Origin of the sequence: Mucilaginibacter ginsenosidivorax (genome assembly GCF_007971525.1) — a bacterium.
Classification (GTDB): domain Bacteria; phylum Bacteroidota; class Bacteroidia; order Sphingobacteriales; family Sphingobacteriaceae; genus Mucilaginibacter; species Mucilaginibacter ginsenosidivorax.
Map to the genome: position 1 here is coordinate 6,307,551 of NZ_CP042437.1, position 19,400 is coordinate 6,326,950.

Sequence of the window (19,400 nt, forward strand, 5' to 3'; positions counted from 1 at the left end):
AGCCGTCAATCATGAAATACACATTAAAACAAATGATAAACAGGGCAGGCTTATTTACTACACTGATAGTTGGCGCGCTGTTAAGTAATACACAACATACTCTGGCCCAGGCCGAATCGCCTAAAGAGGATGATTTTTTCAAGATCATGAAGGTACCCGCACCAGAGGGTACTATACTGGAAGTTGGCGGTTTATGTACCCTGCCTAATGGAACTTTGGCGGTAACTACTCGCAGGGGCGATATTTTTATGGTGGAGAACCCTACCGGCCAGCACCCATATTTCAGGAAATTCGCATCGGGCCTGCATGAGGTTTTGGGCGCGGCCTGGAAAGATGGCGCTTTATACGTAGTACAACGCGGCGAGCTCACCAAACTACAGGATACTAATATGGACGGCAAGGCCGATGTATTTGAAACCATTTACGCCTGGCCATTATCGGGCAATTACCACGAATATAGTTTCGGACCAAAACTGGCGCCCGATGGCTCTTTCTTTGTTACGCTTAACCTGGGTTTTCCGGACGATTGGTGGCATCCGAGGAGCTTTGTGCCATACCGCGGCTGGGCTTTAAATATTAAAGAGGATGGTACGGTTACCCCATGGGCCGCGGGTTTCCGCTCGCCATGTGGCATCAGTATGATTGATGGCGAATTATGGTATAGTGATAACCAGGGCGACTGGGTAGGATCGGGCAGTATCATGAAGATAGAAAAAGGCGCTTTCATGGGCCACCCTTCAAGCCTGGTGTGGACTAATTTGCCAAACTCGCCCCTGAAATTAACGCCCGAGCAGTTCTTTGCCAAAAACAACCCCAGGATTGAGTTTGATAAAGACGGTCGGCCTTTTAAACCACAGGATATCGTCAACGAAAAATTCAGGACTGAATTCGAGGTTAAAAAAGAGATTCCCGAGCTGACATTGCCAACCGTTTGGTTACCTCACGGTATCTTAGGTATCTCCAATTCCGAAATTGTAAAAATTCCTGAAGATGCTTTTGGCCCCTTTGCCGGTCAGCTATTAGTGTGCGACCAGGGGCAGAGTATGGTCGACAGGATCTTTTTAGAAAAAGTTAACGGCCAGTACCAGGGCGCAGCATGGGCTTTCCGCAGCGGTTTTCAATCGGGCATTGTGCGGTTGGCCTGGCTACCCGACGGTTCATTAGCAGCCGGCGAAACTAACCGTGGCTGGGGATCAGCAGGCGAGGCTACCATGGGCCTGCAACGTTTGGTTTGGAACAATAAGGTGCCGTTTGAGATGCGCGCTATCCGGGCCATGCCCGATGGTTTCGAGATTGAATTTACCAAACCGGTTGATAAAAAAGTAGCAGAGGATATCGCTTCCTACTCGGTAGAAAGCTACATCTACAAATACCAGGCGGTATATGGCAGCCCGCCGGTAAATACCGAAAAATGCCCGATCGTAGGTGTTAAAGTATCGGAAGACGGACTAAAAGCCAGGCTAATTGTAAACAACCTGCGCCGGTATTACATTCATACCATCACATTAGATGGCATACGCGATAAGGAGAATTATTTTAACCTTGTTCATCCAACAGCTTATTACACCCTCAACAACATCCCCGAAGGTCAAAAGCTTTCGATGGCGGGTGTTAGCACCCTGAATTCGGCCAAAACGGTAAAAACTGTGGCAACTGCAGATGCTAAAAAAGGTGCTTTAGCTAAAGGCGCCGGTGCAAAAGCATTGGCTATGGCCAACGCGGTACCTACATATGATGAGGTAAAGCCGTTGTTACTAAAGAATACCTGTTTATCGTGCCATAATGCCAATAAGCGCCAGGTTGGCCCGGCCTATGTTGATGTGGCCAAAAAGAAGTACAGCGTGAACGAATTGGTACAGCTGATCCACAATCCCAAACCCGAGCACTGGCCCGATTACTCGACACCGATGCCGCCCATGCCGCAGGTGCCTAAAGATGAAGCCCGGAAGATAGCGCTCTGGATTAAATCGCTGGCTAAATAATTTATTAAAACAGATCATCAATAGTAAAAATGAAAAACGTTATCATATTATCAGCTTTATTAGCTGTTTCGGCAATAGCTGCAAACGCGCAGCAAAAAGGAAAACCAGAAGATACAGAATACTGGACACCAGTACCAGCTGTAGTAACACCCGGCCAAAAAATGGGCGAAGCACCATCTGATGCCATCGTTTTGTTCGACGGCAAAAACCTGGATGAGTGGGTAGATTTAAACGATTCCACATCAACCCACAAATGGACAGTTGCCGACAATGTTATAACTGTTGATAAAAGCGTAGGCGATATCCGTACCAAACGCAAATTCATGGATTTTCAATTGCATATTGAGTACCGCATTCCATCCAACATTACCGGCACCAGCCAGGCACGTGGCAACAGCGGTATTTTCCTGGCGGCCTTGCCATGGGGTGCAGGTGGCTACGAGTTGCAGGTATTGGACAATTACAAAAACCCAACCTATGTAAACGGCCAGGCCGGCAGTATGTACAAACAATCGCCGCCTTTGGTAAACGCTTGCCGCAAACCGGGTGAATGGCAGTATTATGATGTAATTTGGACAGCCCCCCGGTTTAATGAGGATGGCACCTTAAAATCGGCAGCCCGCGCTACGGTTTTGCATAATGGAGTGCTTGTACAAAACAATACTATTCTGAAAGGAGATACCCCTTACATCGGTCAGCCAGAATATCGTAAACATGGCGCCGAGCCCATTAAGCTACAGGCCCATGGCGATAAAAGCGAACCTATTAGCTATCGCAATATCTGGTTAAGGGAGCTTTAAAAAGCAACAGGAGTAAATAGTTCAGGGTGTTTGCTATTAGTTGATGGTACTACGTACATAAACTTTGGCAAGCACCTTGTTGTTTATGAAGTTTTTAATTACGGCAATCTTTCCTGTGCGGATAAGGTAACCGGTGAGTAAGGCTATCAGCATAATTTAATTTATTTAATAATACCTGCAAAACGTTGATAAAATGCAGTAGGGCTATCAGCATTTTTTGGTTCGAATTTGCCCGCTATGATGGGTATGTATATTACCCTGCGCCTGCTTGCCTCGCCAGTTATGGTTGATTGTGCCACACGGTGCCATAAGCGGCCATCGTGTATGGTCAGGTCGCCGGCGTTTGGTGTAATTGCTACCTCATTTTCATCAGTATCATGATCCAGGAAATACTTTTTACGGAAAAGCATCTGGTAAAGGTTTTGCCTGTGGGTACCGGGCAAAATGCGTAATCCTCCGTTTTCGGGTTTTAATGTGCTCAGGTGGATACCTACATTCAGCATCGGATTTAATCGCTGCCCGTGAAATATATCGCGCAAGCCATCGGTGTGCCAGCCCATTTTGGTAAAGCTGCTTTCGGGGCCGTTCACATAATGGTTAAAAACCATCCCGTCTTTTTCCTCGGTGCCCAACCTTGCGCCATCACCAATAAGGTTTAACAATATCTGGAACCTTGGGTCGTGGGTAAATTCATTAAGCACCGCATGGTGTTGGTTAATGAACGCGAAGCGCTGCACAATTGGCGAGCCATCCAAATCTTTGCCATATTTAACCGGGACGCCGTTTATCTTTTCTACTTTATTATCTATCCATTGCTGCTGTACCTGTTCAGATGCCTTGATGATATCGGCCACGGTTTCGGGCTTAATAAAATTGGTGAAATGGATGAAACCATGCTGGTTAAAAAAAGCTTGTTGTTCGGTCGTAATAGTTGTGCCTAAGGTGAATTTTTGATATACCGCTGCCATAAAATGGGTAGTTAAAATAATAGATAATTAATGTTGAATAGGATAAAAGCGCTACGCAGCTTTTAAATGAGGGAGCCTGGGGCCGGTGAAAATTAACAACAACAGCTACACATCACCCTTTTTGCAGAGGGCATTCGCATGGAGGATGCAAAGATGGTATGTTGTGTTTTGTTCAATGTATATAATGTCTATGTATTTTATAGACTATGCAAATGTAGATAAATTGTTTAATCAAACAAATTTTCCTGAAAATATTTTTATTGTTTATATAAACCGGCTGTTATACGTTCAATAAGGCGTTTTGGGCTGTGCCTGGCCGCTGTTGACGATAGCTTATTTAAAAAGCCGGGTACAATTTCGGCTTTGTTGGCAAACATGCCGGCGATGCCTATGGCCGCAACATCATCGGGAGTCATGTTAAATTTGGCTGCCAGTTCTGCAATGGCATCCATGCCTGCACGATGCACAAAGTTGGTATCAGTAGGGCCGGGGCACAGGCAACTTACAGATACAGGAGTGTTTTTTAGTTCATAACGCAAGGCCCTGCTAAATGATAAAACAAATACTTTGGCAGCCGCGTAAATAGCCATTGTAGGCACGGCCTGGTAGGCCGTAGTGCTGCTTACATTAAGTATATAGGCTTGTTGCTGTAATTTTAAAAACGGAATAAAATAATGCGATAACTCAACAACGGCATCTATATTAACCCTCATCATGGCCATTTGGCCCGGTAGTGGAAGTTCATCAAAGTTACCCCATTGCCCGTAGCCCGCATTATTTACCAGTATAGATAATGGTACAGATAAGCCGGTAAACCAGGCCGCTATAGCTGCCGCTGCGCCTGGGTTTGATAAATCGGTTGCATAAAAGTGTACCTCAACTTGATGGGCCGACGTGATAGCTACGGATAAAGCATTCAATTCGGCCTCTGAGCGGGCAACAAGCAATAAATTATAACCTTTTTGTGCCAATAGCCAGGCTATCGACTTGCCAATACCCTTACTTGCGCCGGTTACTAAAGCATATTTTTTCATCCTGTAATTGTCATTTTAAACCAAAACCCAAAAAACTCCGCAAGTTAAATAAATACTCTACTAAATTTGTAGACTATTTGAAATGTTATTACGTTTGTATCGGATATGAAAAACACACCCACATGTTTTAATTTTTTAGGTTGTAGCGGCAACTATTGTTGTTGCAGGTAAGCAAACCACATATACCGTTTACCAATAAATTACGTTAATACAATATCCATCTAAGCTCCTTTTCATGAATAGCCATCGAATAACGCAATGTTTTAAAGCGTTCACCATTATAGGTTATCTTTTATATAGTATACCCCTGCATGCCCAGTTATCAGCCGCGGTGCATTATAAACCAATGCGGGCAGATACATCTGCAGATGTTATAACCGATTACGATGCTAACAAAGCATCGGTAATAGCTAATAAAACACGCGTACCGGCCGAAGGCAACATCAATTTCCTGGAAAATATGGAAACCCATTTAAGCAGCCGCCAGGAGCGCAAGGCGCTGATGGGGTACTTGAAAGAATTTTCGACTGCGGGGAACAACGAAGTAAATTATAACAGGTCGAGGGTTAAGATATACTACAAACTGGCCAATGTATTTGCCCGGTTGCGCATGTATCCGCTGGCCATGAAATGCTTTTTTAAAACTATGCAATATAAAAAAGGACCAAAATCACCAGCCTTGCAAATAAGACCGTTGGCTGATTCGGTATCTGCAGATACATTGAGTGTTGATTCGGGCCTTAGCACACGTTACCTGGCAATTAGTTCAAAAGACGATTCGTTATTTGTAAACGATCCAAGACCCTTAGCATTAAATGATAAGGCCGAAGAGAAAAGCAAGGCTGTTACTTACCAGCGTATTGTAAACACTTTTAACGATGGCAAAAAAGCGGCGGCCTATGCGCTGTTATTTCATGTGAAACAGCCGGTACCCGGTAAACCACGCATATTTAAGATAGTTAATACGGGCCATACTTTTATTACGCTTATAAAATACAATACCGATTCAACATCGGTTTCCATATCGTTTGGATTTTATCCTCAAAAAGACAACCTGTTTTCGTCAACGCCGCTTGATCCTTCCTGCTCGGGCACGTTCAAGAACGATAACGGGCATAACTGGGACGAGGTGATGGGGAAGTTTATCTCCAAAAAAAGGTTTGACAAGATCCTGCTGCTCACCAAAAGCTACGATGGGCTTGAATATCATCTATCTAAAAACAACTGTACCGATTTTGCAATTAAAGCCGCTTCATACGCAGGCATCGGCGTGGCCGATACAAAAGGCTCGTGGCCCCTGGGGCATGGGAACAATCCGGGCATAACCGGGCAAAGTATTATAGCAGGCGGCGTTTATAATACCGAAGGCAAAGACGGCCTTTTTATTGACTTTGATGCTGCGCTTGGTAAATAATATGGCCTGTTGGCAAGCTATTTAGCACGGTTGTTTTGGGTATAAAACGAAAATGATCGCTCTATGCCGGTTTGAATGGGTTGTTCGATTTCAATTAGCTTCTATATCACTCTTCCTATGGGCCATCAGCCCGGCACATATTGTAGCCACGGATTTCAACCCGTGGACGATTAGCCAATGACAATGAGAGTGCCATCGGCACGGCCCATATTTTGGTGTAAATCCAGGTATTTTCAATCTGTTCAAACGATATATACGCGTTGCTCATATGGATAGAGCCTACGGTTCTTAATCGTTTTTTTTATTTTTTTCCACGGGTTAAAACCCGCGGTTATAAGATTGGCCGAGGCTAAGCCTCTAAGTCGTGTTGAATACGCCCCGATGTGTCAACAAAATATATATTTAAAAACTAATCAGCAACCGCATCTGTGTTACCCAAATAAACCATTATAGCACCAAAAATAACCTAAATCAAACTCAACCAGCTCTGTCTGTAGGGGGGGCAAAAAGCCGCACAGATATTTCTATATATTAAAACACGTCTTCATAAATTTCGGACTGAAATGTCTTAATATCCCGTTCTGATTGCCAGTGCAATATATTTATCTAAATATCAAATAGTTGAATTGCTATTCTGTTCTGAATTATATACGTTAAGCGATAATTAATCTTTTATTAAGCCTCCCCGGCTTACTTTATAAGTAACCAATAATATCGGTGTAAATCGCACAAATCCACCAGGTAAATTAATCTGCAGCTATGGAAAAGAAACTCTTTGTACCTCCGTAATGGGTACGCAACTCCGTCGTTTAACCAATTATTAATTTTTAACATCAATCTTTATGAATTTTAAGAAAACCAATCTTATCCTGGTGATAGCTTGCACCGCTGTCACCATCAGCTGTTCCAAAAATAAACTTAGCGCACCCGCTACCACCACGGATGGAAAAACAACCAAACTTAAAACCTCGGCTTCTGCCGCCGGCGACGTTGTAGGTAAGGTGATAGTAGGCTACCAGGGCTGGTTTGCCGCCCCGGGCGATGGTTCGCCCCTTAACACCTGGTGGCACTATGCATCCGGCGATCCGTTCGGGGTTCCTACGCCAACAAACGCCAGCATTATTTCCTGGCCGGATGTTCGTGAGTATACAAGTACCTACACAGCATCCAACTTTGGCAACCTGGGCAATGGTCAGCCGGCCAAATTGTTTTCTTCCTTCAACGATCAAACAGTAAATACCCATTTTTTATGGATGCAGCAAAATAATATTGATGGAGCTGCCTTACAACGTTTTAATCCCAACGGGCAGGAAGGACCAATCCGCGATGCTATCACTGCCAAAGTTAAAACGGCAGCCGAAACCTATGGGCGTAAATTTTACATTATGTATGACGTAGGCGGCTGGACTAACATGCAATCGGAAATTAAAACCGACTGGACCAACAAAATGTCGGCCTATACCACGTCATCGGCTTACGCTAAACAAAATGGAAAACCTGTGGTGTGTATATGGGGCTTCGGTTTCAATGATACCAACCATCCCTGGTCGGCAGCGGTTTGTCTTGATGTTATTAACTGGTTTAAAGCCCAGGGCTGCTATATCATTGGCGGCGTGCCTGCTTATTGGCGCGATACAAACAGTACCGAAGTTAGGCCAGACTTTTTGGCGACTTATAACGCCTTGAACATGATTTCGCCCTGGATGATTGGGAAGATTTCAAATACGTCGGAAGCCGATGGTTTTTACACCGACCATAATGTTGGCGATCAGTCTTATTGTAATGCCAACGGCATCGATTACCAGCCATGTGTTTTGCCGGGCGATTTGCAAAAACGCCAGAGGGTTCATGGCGATTTTATGTGGAGACAATTTTATAACATGGTAAGGCTGGGTGCCCAGGGCATTTACATTTCTATGTTTGATGAATATAACGAAGGTAACCAGATAGCCAAAACTACCGAAACATCGGCCTATACACCTGCAGGCTTGGGCTTTTTATCGTTGGATGAAGATGGTACAGCCTGCTCTGCAGATTATTATTTACGCCTTACAGGTGATGGGGGCAGGATGCTGAAAGGCCAGATTGGGCTTACGGCTACCCGCCCTACGCTACCGGTAGTATCGGGCAGTGTTCCTGCACCCATAGGGCAAACCATTACCATTAAGGGAAACAATAATCTTTATGTGAGCAGCGAAAACGGCACACAGGCTATGAACTGTAACCGGACTACCGCCCAGGGCTGGGAACAATTTACCATTGTTGATGCAGGTGGGGGTAAGGTAGCGCTGATGAGCCAGGGTAAATATGTATCTTCTGAAAACGGTACACAGGCCATAAATTGCAACCGGACAGCGATTGGGGCCTGGGAACAGTTTGATTGGGTAAACAATGGGAACGGCACATTTTCGCTGAGAGGAAACAACGCGAAATATGTTTCGAGCGAAAACGGCACGCAAGCCATGACCTGTAATCGCACCGCTGCCCAGACTTATGAATCATTCCGGGTAAATCAATAAATAGCTTGCCTTAAATGAGTTTTTAAACTATTTTTCAAATGGCCGGCTTATTGATGGCCGGCCATTTATTTACAATGTTTACCGGATTGCTAATGTTTTCCGGAAATTGATGACGGCTGATAGCAATTATTGCTTTTTTACTTTAACGGCATTCAACCCTTTGGCGCCCTGCTCGGTTTCAAAAGTTACCTTATCATTTTCCTGGATAGCTTCTGTTAAGCCATTAGCATGTACAAAAATACTTTCCTGGCTTAGCAGGTCTTTGATAAATCCATAACCTTTAGATTCATTATAGAAAGCCACCACGCCTTTACGCACCGGATCGGCGGGAGCAAGGTTTTCCTGTTTGGGTACGCCAATCTGGATATCCTCTGCTATAATTTTTTTCTTTTTAGCCGGATCGGGTGGGGTAGAGGTGATATTGCCATTCTCATCGATGTAGGCCATCATATCTTCCAATCCTTTTCCTTTACCTGAATTTGCTTTTCTTTCTTCAGCTTTATCTTTCTTATCCAGTTGCTTTTTGAACTTTTTCTTTTCTCTTTCTTTTTTACTAAATGTTTCTACTGATCTACCCATAACTTAATATACGAAAAAATAGCGACATACGTGACATTTTTTATCGGATTTGAAGAATATTTTTTTGAGCCCGGATGCAGCCTGTTTAAAAGTAACATAAACCGGCCACCAGTGGCCCATGATTTGGCATACAATTATAGCCTGCACGCGGGGTAGATCAGGATAATAAATTCATTGAGTTACCTGACAATCTATCTTCCGGTTTCCCAATTATCTGTGCGAAAGGGCGATGCAGGCAGGTTTGCGCCATTATATAAATTGCAAACCGGATCATTGGCCCAGGCATATCGTACGGCAATGGGGCTGGCAACATCACTACTGCTCACAATTACCTTATCGCCAACTATAAATGCCAATGCGGGATAAAATTTTTGATCAGCTCCTGCTATGGTAAACCCTTTCAGCATATCCCCGCGTGCAAGCAGGCCCTTGTCGGTATGGGTAAATTGCAGCTCAATTTGATGCCCTTTGATAGTTTGTGATTTATAAAGTGGCCAGGAATAAGGAATATTTTCACCATAAGTTTTGGCGCGTGCAATCAGCGCCAGGCGCCTGCCAACTTCCTGTTTGTTTTGTGGGTGAATGCGGTGAGCATCGCCAATATCAATGGTTACCGCCATGCCTGTTTGTGGCAGGCTAAGTGTACTTAACTGTGCATCACGAAGTGCGGGCCAGTTAGCAGCTGGCGGCTGGTCGGTGGCTGCATAATTAGCTATTTGTACAAAGTAAAACGGAAAACTGCCCTGTTTCCATTTTTCCCGCCAATCGTTAATCAGCAAAGGGAAAAGATGCTTGTACTGCAGGGCCCTGTCGGCGTTGCTTTCGCCCTGGTACCATATTACGCCCTTTATTGTATAGGGTAATATCGGGTTAATCATGGCATTATAAATAAGCGCCGGCCGGCTGGGGCTGTTTGATTGCACGGGCGGCTGTGGCAATGCTGCCAGCGACCTGGCTTGATGATAAGCCCATGAGCCGGACAGGTCAATCTGGCTACTGGTGTCGGTTGCTAATGATAGCTGTAAGGGGCCTTTGTTGATACCGCCAAGACCGCCATTGTCAAAAACGCGGATGGCAATGGTGTTTTCGCCGGCTTTTACCAACTTGCCGGGTATAGTATAGTTGCGCTGATAAAAAAATAGTTCGGTATGGCCTGTTTCGGTTCCGTTAAAGTAGGTAACATCATAGTCATCAATACCGCCCATGTGCAGTTTCAAGTCTTTGCCGGCCCACGCTGGTGGCACAGTAACTTTTTTCCTGAACCACATGGTACCATCATAATCCGGAACCCCGGCTTGTTCCCAATAGGCAGGTACTTTCATTGTTGGCCATCCCGAATCATCGAAACCTGGTTCGGCCCACAGCAGCCTGCCTTGCTGAAAGGCCGGGTCTTGTTGGTTGACCGAATCTATCCAACTGCTGATCTCCTCCTGGTAACGGGCATCCAGTTTTTGTTGCGTGAGGCCGCCTTCGGCAGCTTTTACAAATGACGCAAAGGCTGGCATCGTCTTTAAAGCGCCGCCGCTGGTCCAGCCTTCGGCAGCCGTACCGCCCCAGGTGCTGTTGATGATACCTACCGGTATATGTTTACCTGCGAAAAGGTTTTTTGCAAAAAAATAAGCGACGGCCGAAAAGTCGCGCACCGTTTGGGGGCTGCATATGGCCCAGCCTCCCTTGGTTTGAACCTGCGTAAGTGGCGTAAAGCTTATTTTGTTATCAATTTTTAACATCCGTATCTCGGGATGATTGGCGGCATCAGCCAACTCCTGCTCCAGGTTTAGTACATCGCCATAAAAACCGGTCAGGGGCATTTCCATGTTAGATTGGCCGGAACAAACCCAAACTTCGCCCACCAGCACATTTTTTAGTGTTGTTATTTGGCCATCGTTGAAGGTAATGGTGTAGGGGCCTCCGTAGGCTGGGGTACTTACTTTTATTTTCCAGTTACCCTGCGCATCGCCGGCGGCATGGTAAATTTTGTGATCCCAGGAGGTGGTAACAGTGAAATTTTTGGCCGGTGTTTCTGTTCCCCACAGATTTACTTTTGTTTGTTGTTGTAATACCATATTATCGGTAAAACAAGGAGACAGCAAGATTTGGGCACTGCTGTTTTTGAAGATAAAAAGTAACAGGCTGGGTAGCAATAAGTAGCTACGGAGTGTTTTATAAATCGTTTTAGCAATCATATGATAAAAGTATAAAAAAATATATGAAAGCAACTAATGGCTGCAAATAATCCCGGAAGCAGTAGGACTAAAAGAGAGGTGTTGGCTGGCCAATAAAATAGCTTGATAGCATTAGTTGTATTCAAATACAACTGTTGGAAATCTAACTACATGGAGTGGCCATTCGCAGTTTATGTTTTCGTCGTGGTACCGGCACAACTTTGCAGCAATAGCCATCTTTATCAAGTTGTTTGTTCGGAGGTAAGTATAATCCGTTTGTTTTTATATCCTTGTTTCTTGTTAGCGTATTATCCGGATAGATTTTTCCTTCACGTATTTCGTAGTAAGCTGATGGTATATAATACATCGAATCGGGATTACCATACACTTCTGTTAAATCCCTGCCACCAAATTCCAGGTATCCATCACCGTCATGATCTTTAATAGGCGAAAGAATGGCGTCAACCAGCAAAGTAGCTTTTGTGGAATTGATCAAAAATGCATTTAAGCGGTCAATATTGGGGTTGCCAGCCATCGCGATAAATAAAAAAACAGAACCATGATCCTCTATTAAGCGATTGGATTTGCTTTCATAAAGAACGTCGTCAGGGTGCTTTATTTTTAATATTATTTTATTATCGTAAAGAATTTGCCCCCTTGCTACTTTGATAGTATGACCTGTTGATGTTTTAAAGCTTAATATGTTTTTTACAGATAACCGAAATGCAGGCAGCGTAACAATAATTATTGCTAAAACTAAAATGTACTTGTATTTCATATTATCTGCAAAATAAATACTCGTTTGATATCAACCCCAATAAGTAAATTTTCTAAAAAAGAAGTCGGAAACCCTCTCGCGAGCTGACAAAGCAATAAATAAGTCAACCCTAAAACAATTATTTTATCTTAAACTGAAACAGCCCCGAATTGGAAGTATTACCCTGCGAATCTGTAGTGATCACGTTCCAATAATAGGTTGTTCCCGATTTTACGCTAATCCCGTTCATAAACATATCCTTTACATTAGCCATGTACAGGGCCGGCGTCACTGTTGTACCAAAATATAGGTCATAACCTGTAATATCGCCATCAACGTCGCTGCCTTTCCATTGCAGTTTTATGGTGCCGTCGCCCGAAGCAACATCAAGCCCGAATCCCGGTGAAACAAGTTCTGCGGGAAACGGGCTGTGCGATACCGTTCCGAGCCCTGAATTGTAAAACTTCCAGGTGTCGCTTTGGGCCGTACTGCTGGTTTTTTCTGATTTTGATACAATATACCAGGAATACGGTGTGTTTCGGGAGAGTTTAACCGCCAATTGGTTGGAGGTTGTTGTTTGTGTGGTTGAAGTACCGGTAAGCAGGTTTTTTAAATTTAGCTCGTAGCTGCTGGTATTGGCTGCAGTTTGCCAGGTAAAGGTTACCGAACTTTGTGTTGCGGATATAATAGTACCTGTGGTACAAACGGCATCCTGTGCCGGAAATGTTAATGCCGCCTTTGCCGGGTTAGCAACTTGTGGTGTGGGGGAGCTTTTTTTCTGGCATCCCGCTATAACTATTGCCAGTAACAAGCAGGCAGCCACACTGATAGATTTTCTTATCATTGCTTTATTATTTTCGAGATGTTATCTGAACCATCTGCTGACAGTTTAAGCATATAAATGCCGTTTTTTAAAGCCGAAAGATCGATGTGAAGCATTTCGGACGGGTTTGTGTATTGATTACTGTAAACCACTTTTCCATTGGTTATAGCGTATATGGTTACAGTTGCGTTTTTTACGGCTTGTTTACCAATATCAAGGTTAAGGTTGTTGTTAAAAGGGTTTGGATAAATGACCAACGCATTGTTGATGTTAATGACTCTTTCAATTACTCCCTGGCACAGCCTGTCGGTACTTACCAAAATACGGTTGCTGCCGGTGTTTAACGGCAAGGTAACCTGGCTTTGTGTGGTTGTATATTCGAGGCCGTTAAGCTTTATTGTGTACACAGTTCCGCCATCGAGGTTTAGCGTAACCTGGTTGGAGCCACCTACGCTGGTGTATAACGATAAATCTTTGGGCTCGGTGATAACCGCGGTAAAACATTGCTGATAGGTGGGCTCGCCAGATACTGTAATACAAATATTATATGTGCCTGCTGCAAGGTTATTAATAACTGTGCCGGTAGTGAACGGATAACTGTTACTTATGCCGTTACCGGTTATTGTAGCTAAGTAGTTTAATGTTTGCGCCGCTGTAATATTTACCGATCCATTTGCCGAACCTTTGCAACTCGCACTGGTATAAGTAAGCTGAAAATTATTTACCGGCAACATAAACACAGCGTTCACATCAATAGCATCCGACTCGCGGGTGACGGCGTTTAGTGTTATTTTTACCGTATATGCCCCCGTTTGTGCTGCTGTATAAGTTGCACCTGTTGCGCCTTTAATGGCAGTTCCGTCCTTAAACCATTGGTAAGTATAGCCGTTAGCCGGGCTGGCTGTTAAAGTAACGCTGCCATTTATACTACTGAACGTTGTTGGGCCGCCAGCCGTTATGAGAGGTTGGGGAACGTAGTTAAAGCCGGTTTTTGTACCAGTTCCGTAAGGTGTAGTAACCGATACTGCGCCTGAAGAGCCGTCCCCGGTTACTGCTTTGATGCTTGTTGCCGATACTACCGTAAAAGAGGCGGCAGGCATACCGCCAAAGCTTACAGCTGTTGTACCTGTAAAGCCGGTACCGGTAATAGTCACAGTGCTTTGATTGGTTGCTGTAAGCGGCGTGAATGAGGCAATAGCAGGTGGCGCATAATAAGTGAACCCTGTTAAAATCGCTGTACCGCCTGCCGTTTTTACGCTGATACTGCCGGTTGCACCCTTGTCTACAACAGCCGTAATGCTATTGTCGGCATTAACAACAAAGGAAGCCGCCGCCGCTCCGCCAAAGCTCACCGCAGTTGCCCCGTTAAAGCCACTGCCTGTAATGGTCACCACATCTCCTGTTGCTGCCGATGACGGCGTAAATGAGATAATAGCCGGAACCGGGATAAATGTGAAGCCCGAAACTGTAGCCGTGCCGGCCCTGGTTGTTACGGTAACTGTGCCGCTTGCAGCAGAGCCGATAACGGCGGTAATGCTGTTATCGGAATTTACTACATATGAGGCAGCAGCAACACCACCGAAACTTACGGAGGTTGCCCCGGTGAAGTTTGTTCCGGCAATGGTTATGCTTGTACCTTTAGTAGCGCTTGCAGGTGAAAATGACGTAATAGCCGGTGCCGGGATATATTTGAATCCGCCAAGCGTGCCTGTACCTCCGGGCGTAGTTACCTTAATATTGCCGCTTGCACCCTGCCCTATAACAGCCGTAATGCTATTATCAGCATTTAGTGTATAAGAATAGGCTGGTATATCGCCGAAACTTACTGCCGAAACCCCGCCGAAGCCGGTACCGGTGATGGTAACTTTATCGCCGGTGCTTGCACTCAATGGCGTAAATGCGGTTACTACCGTTGGGGAAATAAATTTGAACCCGGCAAAGGTTGATGTTCCTCCAGGGGTTGTTATCACAATATTACCACTTGCGCCTTGCCCGATAACAGCTTTTATGCCCGTATCCGAAGTAACTGAAAATGATGCTGCAGCAACGCCGCCAAAACTCACGGCAGTAGCGCCTGTAAAGCCAGTACCGGTAATGGTTACCGTTGTGCCGGAAGCCGCATTTAATGGCGAAAACGATGTTGTTACAGGCGCAGCAATAAATTTGAATCCTGGGAGTATTGCGGAGCCGCCGGGCGAGGTAACGCTTATTGCCCCAGTGGCGCCGGTACCCACCACCGCGGTAATTAAGGTATCTGACACAATTTTAAATGATGCTGCGGCGGTGCCGCCAAAACTTACAGCGGTAGCGCTTGTAAAATTGCTGCCGCTAAGTTTAACCGTTGCGCCCCGTGCTGCCGTCATGGGCGTAAATCCCGATAACGAAACAGGTGCTGCAAAGGTAAATCCTGCTTTGCTGGTGCTATCTGCAGCGGTAGTTAAGGTTACATTTCCTGTTGCCCCGGTACCTACCACCGCCGTAACCGTGGTATCATTAACCACTTTAAATGATGCTGCGGCAATGCTGCCGAAGCGGACACCGGTAACTTTGCCCAGGTTTGAGCCGGTTATGGTAACGGTAACACCTTTTGCTGCCGATGCGGGTTTGAATGATTTTATAGCGAGGTTGCCCTGAGTTACAGCGAATTTAAGCGTATAAGTGCTGTTGCCGCTGGTATTAAAAGCTGTAATAACATAGCTTGTTAGCGCACTTGCCGTTGTTGGCGTACCGCTGATGGTGCCTGTTGATGCATCGAAATTCAAGCCTGCGGGTAAGTCGGGACTGATGGAGTAGCCTGTGAGCGACATTTTGCGGATTGTATTATCGCCATTGAAAATATAAATGTTGCCTCTGCCATCGGCACAAATACCATTTGGCTTATAAAAATAAGAATCAAGTATTTTGGGTAAGGGTGCAATGGTGGATACATTTCCGGCAGGGTCAATCATCCTGAGCTGATTATTGCCTGTTTCGCATGCATAAATGTTTCCAAAATGATCGGCTGCCAGGCCACTCAGGCCGGTAAAGCTTGCTGATGCAGGGGTACCATCGGCTTTTCCAGTTTTTCCGCTGCCTGTAAAGATGCTTACAGAGCCCGCCGGGGTCATTTTTTTAACTAAAGCATGTCCCTGATCGGCTATATATAAATTACCGGCATCGTCTGTTGTTATGCCTGTTACACCATTAAAGCTGTTATCAACAGTAGTAACAACGCCATCCGTAGTTATTTTTCTGAGATTGCTTGTTGCCGAAAACTCCCCGCAATATAAATTCCAAAGGGCATCAATACCCATTTCTACGGGGCCGGAAAACCAGGCATAAACCCCTTTACCATCTTTGGAGCCCGCGCGCCCGCTGCCTGCAAGTGTGGTAACAACGCCCGCCGGAGTAATTTTCCTGATCAGCTGGTCATTACCGTCGGCCACATACAGGTTGCCTGCAGCGTCAATAGTAATACCCGCCGGGCCATAAAACCCGGCTGTTTTTCCGGTGCCGTCGTTAGGATAGTGGCCACCCCCTGCAAAGGTTGTAACCACGCCATCAGGAGTAACTTTTCTGATGAGGCCGTTGGTAATGTCGGCAACGTAAAGATTTCCAAATAGGTCACATACGCCTGCATAGGGGTATTTAAAACCGGCGGCTTTACCCGTGCCGTCGTTTGATCCGCCCGAAGGGTTGCCGGCCAGCAGACTAACGTATCTGTAACCTGTTTTGGGTACTTCACCGCCTGTATTGGCAGGTGACAGGGTAGTACTTGCTTTGCCGGTAACATAAGCTGGCGGCTGGCTATAGGAAATTTTAGGAGCTTTAAGCAGTGTAAAGCCATTAGCTGTTACGCTGCCGTAAGGCGTGGTGATTTTGATAGTACCCGATGTTGCCGCGCCAGGAATAGTTACATTAAGGCTTGTGGGCGATACCGGAGTGAAAGATTTTGCGGGCACACCACCAACGGTAACCGCAGTAGCGCCCAACAGGTTGTTGCCTGTAATATTTATAGTTGAGTATGCGCTTGCCAATACGGGTGCCAATGAAGTAACCGTTGGCGCCGAGGCCGGTAAAACGGTGGACAGGCCGACTGTTGCAGTACTGCTGCCCCCTGCATTATAAGCCGTTATTGTATAAACAGTAAGCGACGAAGTTGCCAATGGCGTACCGCTGATAGTACCCGATGTACCATCGAATGTTAAACCATTGGGTAGGGCAGGGTTGATGCTATAGCCCCAGATACTCATCTTACGTACATCGCTATTATAGCCTTCTCCAATATAAAGATTGCCATGGCCATCACATGCCATGCCCTTAACATCATTGAATGTGGCTGCATTGCCAACAGCACTGGCCGAGCCCTCAATTCCGTTGCCAGCTATAGTGGTGATAACTCCCGCCGGCGTAATTTTGCGTACCAGGCTAAAATAATATTCGGCTTCATACAAATTTCCAAGTTCATCAATGGCAATGGCATAAGGGTCGTTAAGGGCTGCAGATGTGCCCGTTCCATCGCGCCAGTTGGCTGTACCGTCGCCAACTAAATCACTTACCGCACCGGCTGCTGTAATTTTCCTTATCTTGTGGTTGCCGGCATCTGTAACATACAGATTTCCTGTGGCATCAGCCACAATACCTGTGGGGCCAAAAAAAGAGGCTGTTGTGCCAAGGCCATTGGCAGCTCCGGGAGTGCCGCTGGTGCTGCCCGCAAAGGTGCTAACTACGCCGGCGGGCGTTATTTTTCTGATATTATTGTTTTGAATATCTGCAACGTACAAATTGCCGCTTTTGTCAAAACAAAGCCCCTCGGGAACGTTAAAACTTGCTGCAGTGCCGGTGCCATCAGCAACCCCTTTTGTGCCGCTGCCGGCAAAGGTGCTTACTACGCCTGCAGGCGTTATTTTCCTGATCTTGCGCCCTGCTGTCTCCGAAATATAGATATTGCCTGCTGCATCAACAGCTACGCCATATGGGCTGTTAAAGGTTGCCGACGAGCCGGGGCCGTCGGCAGAGCCCGCCACCCTATAGGTACCGGCAATTGTGCTTACTATGCCGGCAGGTGTGGCCTTGCGAATGCGCTGGCCGCTATTTTCGGCAATATATAAATTGCCCGAAGCATCAAGTGCAACGCCTGCGGGATTGTTGAATTGTGCTGCTGTACCGCTGCCGTCCGTCCAGCCCAGGCTTCCGCCAGCAAAAGGAGTAACCGAAGCGTAACTCACAGCAGGAACGGGTTTACCACTATTTTGGGGCGAAAGAGGTGTGATGGCAGTTCCTGTTTTATAGGGTGCCGGGGTAGTATATGTTATATTAGGCGCCTGGCTATATCCGTTCAGGCAAGCAAAAATAGCACATGGCAGTAGGGTTAAGCATTTCCTGAAGTTTTTGACTTTCATCAATGGTGATTAAGGTTTGGGAATTTATTTACTATAGCGCAAATATACCTCCGTTTTTTTAATAGTATAACTTGTAATTAAAGTATTTTACAAAACAACGACTTCAGGCTGGCAGCGTATTGTTCTTGATGGTGTTTGAACGATATTGACAGGTTTTGGATCAGTCTAAAAAGTTAGGGGATAAAAAATCGGGCATATATTTTAGCAAGACTGAGTAAGAAGAAAGTAGTGCCTCTTACGCCTCTTAAAGCTTTGACTTTGGCGTTGAATGATTCCGCACATGCATTGGTATTGCCCAACTATATAAAGTGATTTTGCCAGGCTTTTACGAAATCTCGTGAATTAACAATAGTTTATAAATTGCAACTAATTGACTTTCAATTAAATGATTTATTGGTATAAGATTAGCCTACTGGATAAAAATCAAAAAAACCATGAAAACAAAATGGAAAATCGACCCTTCACACAGTGAAGTACAATTCAAGGTAAAACACCTGATGATTACCACCATCTCCGGTCACTTTCATTCTTATGACCTGGAAGTGCTGACAGAGGGTGACGACTTTACAACAGCCTCAAAAATCGAATTCGCGGCCAATGTCGACTCGATCAGCACTAAAAACGAACAGCGTGACGCGCATTTAAAATCGGCAGATTTTTTTAACGCAGAACAGCACGTGGCAATCAGTTTTAGCGGCAAAAGGTTTGAGCCAAATGCAGATGAATACCTGTTACATGGCGACCTGACCATTAAAGGGGTAACCAGGCCGATCTTACTACATGTGGATTTTGGCGGCATTGTTGCAGATCCGTATAATCAAATCAAGGCAGGCTTTACCGTAACGGGCAAGATCAGCCGCAAAGAGTTTGGCTTAACCTGGGATGCCATTACGGAGGCGGGACAGGTCGTAGTCAGCGACGAGATCCGCATCAATTGCGATATACAACTTATTAAATCTTAATCAAGCAGATCAACAA

Annotated in this window: 12 protein-coding genes; 5 read left to right on the plus strand and 7 right to left on the minus strand. The window is 45.4% G+C overall.

What is annotated here, in order from left to right:
- The first annotated feature begins 11 nt into the window (after positions 1-11).
- Together FSB76_RS26265 and FSB76_RS26270 are read left to right on the plus strand one after the other, a co-directional pair.
- Positions 12-1,982 (plus strand): c-type cytochrome, encoded by a 1,971-nt coding sequence (locus tag FSB76_RS26265; RefSeq protein WP_147058726.1) that lies wholly within the window; start codon positions 12-14, stop codon positions 1,980-1,982.
- Positions 1,983-2,011: 29 nt separating this feature from the next.
- Positions 2,012-2,782: a 3-keto-disaccharide hydrolase gene (locus tag FSB76_RS26270; RefSeq protein ID WP_147058728.1), complete on the plus strand. Its 771-nt coding sequence runs from the start codon at positions 2,012-2,014 to the stop codon at positions 2,780-2,782.
- A 161-nt stretch (positions 2,783-2,943) separates the two neighbouring features.
- Here the strand turns inward: FSB76_RS26270 and FSB76_RS26275 are convergent, their stop codons facing one another.
- Together FSB76_RS26275 and FSB76_RS26280 are read right to left on the minus strand one after the other, a co-directional pair.
- Positions 2,944-3,750, minus strand: a complete 807-nt coding sequence (locus FSB76_RS26275) for a phytanoyl-CoA dioxygenase family protein (protein ID WP_147058730.1) — start codon at positions 3,748-3,750, stop codon at positions 2,944-2,946.
- A gap of 257 nt (positions 3,751-4,007) precedes the next feature.
- Positions 4,008-4,784 (minus strand): SDR family NAD(P)-dependent oxidoreductase, encoded by a 777-nt coding sequence (locus FSB76_RS26280; protein ID WP_147058732.1) that lies wholly within the window; start codon positions 4,782-4,784, stop codon positions 4,008-4,010.
- 235 nt (positions 4,785-5,019) lie between these two features.
- Between FSB76_RS26280 and FSB76_RS26285 the strand changes: the two genes are divergently transcribed.
- Positions 5,020-6,198 (plus strand): hypothetical protein, encoded by a 1,179-nt coding sequence (locus tag FSB76_RS26285; protein WP_147058734.1) that lies wholly within the window; start codon positions 5,020-5,022, stop codon positions 6,196-6,198.
- 842 nt (positions 6,199-7,040) lie between these two features.
- Positions 7,041-8,717 (plus strand): lectin, encoded by a 1,677-nt coding sequence (locus tag FSB76_RS26290; RefSeq protein ID WP_147058736.1) that lies wholly within the window; start codon positions 7,041-7,043, stop codon positions 8,715-8,717.
- A 126-nt stretch (positions 8,718-8,843) separates the two neighbouring features.
- Here FSB76_RS26290 and FSB76_RS26295 read toward each other — a convergent pair whose 3' ends face one another.
- The 5 genes from FSB76_RS26295 to FSB76_RS26315 all read right to left on the minus strand — a co-directional run bounded on the left by FSB76_RS26295 (position 8,844) and on the right by FSB76_RS26315 (position 18,422).
- Complete coding sequence (locus FSB76_RS26295; RefSeq protein ID WP_147058738.1) at positions 8,844-9,296, minus strand: cold-shock protein; 453 nt, start codon at positions 9,294-9,296, stop codon at positions 8,844-8,846.
- Between the two features lie 191 nt (positions 9,297-9,487).
- A complete protein-coding gene (locus tag FSB76_RS26300) occupies positions 9,488-11,482 on the minus strand; it encodes a sialate O-acetylesterase (protein WP_147058740.1) in 1,995 nt (664 codons plus the stop codon).
- 142 nt (positions 11,483-11,624) lie between these two features.
- Positions 11,625-12,239 (minus strand): hypothetical protein, encoded by a 615-nt coding sequence (locus FSB76_RS26305; protein WP_147058742.1) that lies wholly within the window; start codon positions 12,237-12,239, stop codon positions 11,625-11,627.
- A gap of 118 nt (positions 12,240-12,357) precedes the next feature.
- Entirely contained in the window at positions 12,358-13,062 is a 705-nt protein-coding gene (locus FSB76_RS26310; RefSeq protein WP_147058744.1) for a hypothetical protein, read from the minus strand.
- Positions 13,059-18,422, minus strand: coding sequence for an IPT/TIG domain-containing protein (locus FSB76_RS26315; RefSeq protein ID WP_147058746.1), 5,364 nt, complete (start codon positions 18,420-18,422; stop codon positions 13,059-13,061). The genes FSB76_RS26310 and FSB76_RS26315 overlap by 4 nt, the downstream gene beginning before the upstream one ends.
- A gap of 434 nt (positions 18,423-18,856) precedes the next feature.
- Between FSB76_RS26315 and FSB76_RS26320 the strand changes: the two genes are divergently transcribed.
- Entirely contained in the window at positions 18,857-19,384 is a 528-nt protein-coding gene (locus FSB76_RS26320) for a YceI family protein (RefSeq protein WP_147058748.1), read from the plus strand.
- The last annotated feature ends 16 nt before the right edge of the window (positions 19,385-19,400 follow it).

Bases quoted from the DNA above. Each gene is read 5' to 3' on its own strand.
- FSB76_RS26265 (WP_147058726.1), top strand. From the start codon at position 12: ATGAAATACACATTAAAACAAATGATAAACAGGGCAGGCTTATTTACT.
- FSB76_RS26270 (WP_147058728.1), top strand. From the start codon at position 2,012: ATGAAAAACGTTATCATATTATCAGCTTTATTAGCTGTTTCGGCAATA.
- FSB76_RS26275 (WP_147058730.1), bottom strand. From the start codon at position 3,750: ATGGCAGCGGTATATCAAAAATTCACCTTAGGCACAACTATTACGACC.
- FSB76_RS26280 (WP_147058732.1), bottom strand. From the start codon at position 4,784: ATGAAAAAATATGCTTTAGTAACCGGCGCAAGTAAGGGTATTGGCAAG.
- FSB76_RS26285 (WP_147058734.1), top strand. From the start codon at position 5,020: ATGAATAGCCATCGAATAACGCAATGTTTTAAAGCGTTCACCATTATA.
- FSB76_RS26290 (WP_147058736.1), top strand. From the start codon at position 7,041: ATGAATTTTAAGAAAACCAATCTTATCCTGGTGATAGCTTGCACCGCT.
- FSB76_RS26295 (WP_147058738.1), bottom strand. From the start codon at position 9,296: ATGGGTAGATCAGTAGAAACATTTAGTAAAAAAGAAAGAGAAAAGAAA.
- FSB76_RS26300 (WP_147058740.1), bottom strand. From the start codon at position 11,482: ATGATTGCTAAAACGATTTATAAAACACTCCGTAGCTACTTATTGCTA.
- FSB76_RS26305 (WP_147058742.1), bottom strand. From the start codon at position 12,239: ATGAAATACAAGTACATTTTAGTTTTAGCAATAATTATTGTTACGCTG.
- FSB76_RS26310 (WP_147058744.1), bottom strand. From the start codon at position 13,062: ATGATAAGAAAATCTATCAGTGTGGCTGCCTGCTTGTTACTGGCAATA.
- FSB76_RS26315 (WP_147058746.1), bottom strand. From the start codon at position 18,422: ATGAAAGTCAAAAACTTCAGGAAATGCTTAACCCTACTGCCATGTGCT.
- FSB76_RS26320 (WP_147058748.1), top strand. From the start codon at position 18,857: ATGAAAACAAAATGGAAAATCGACCCTTCACACAGTGAAGTACAATTC.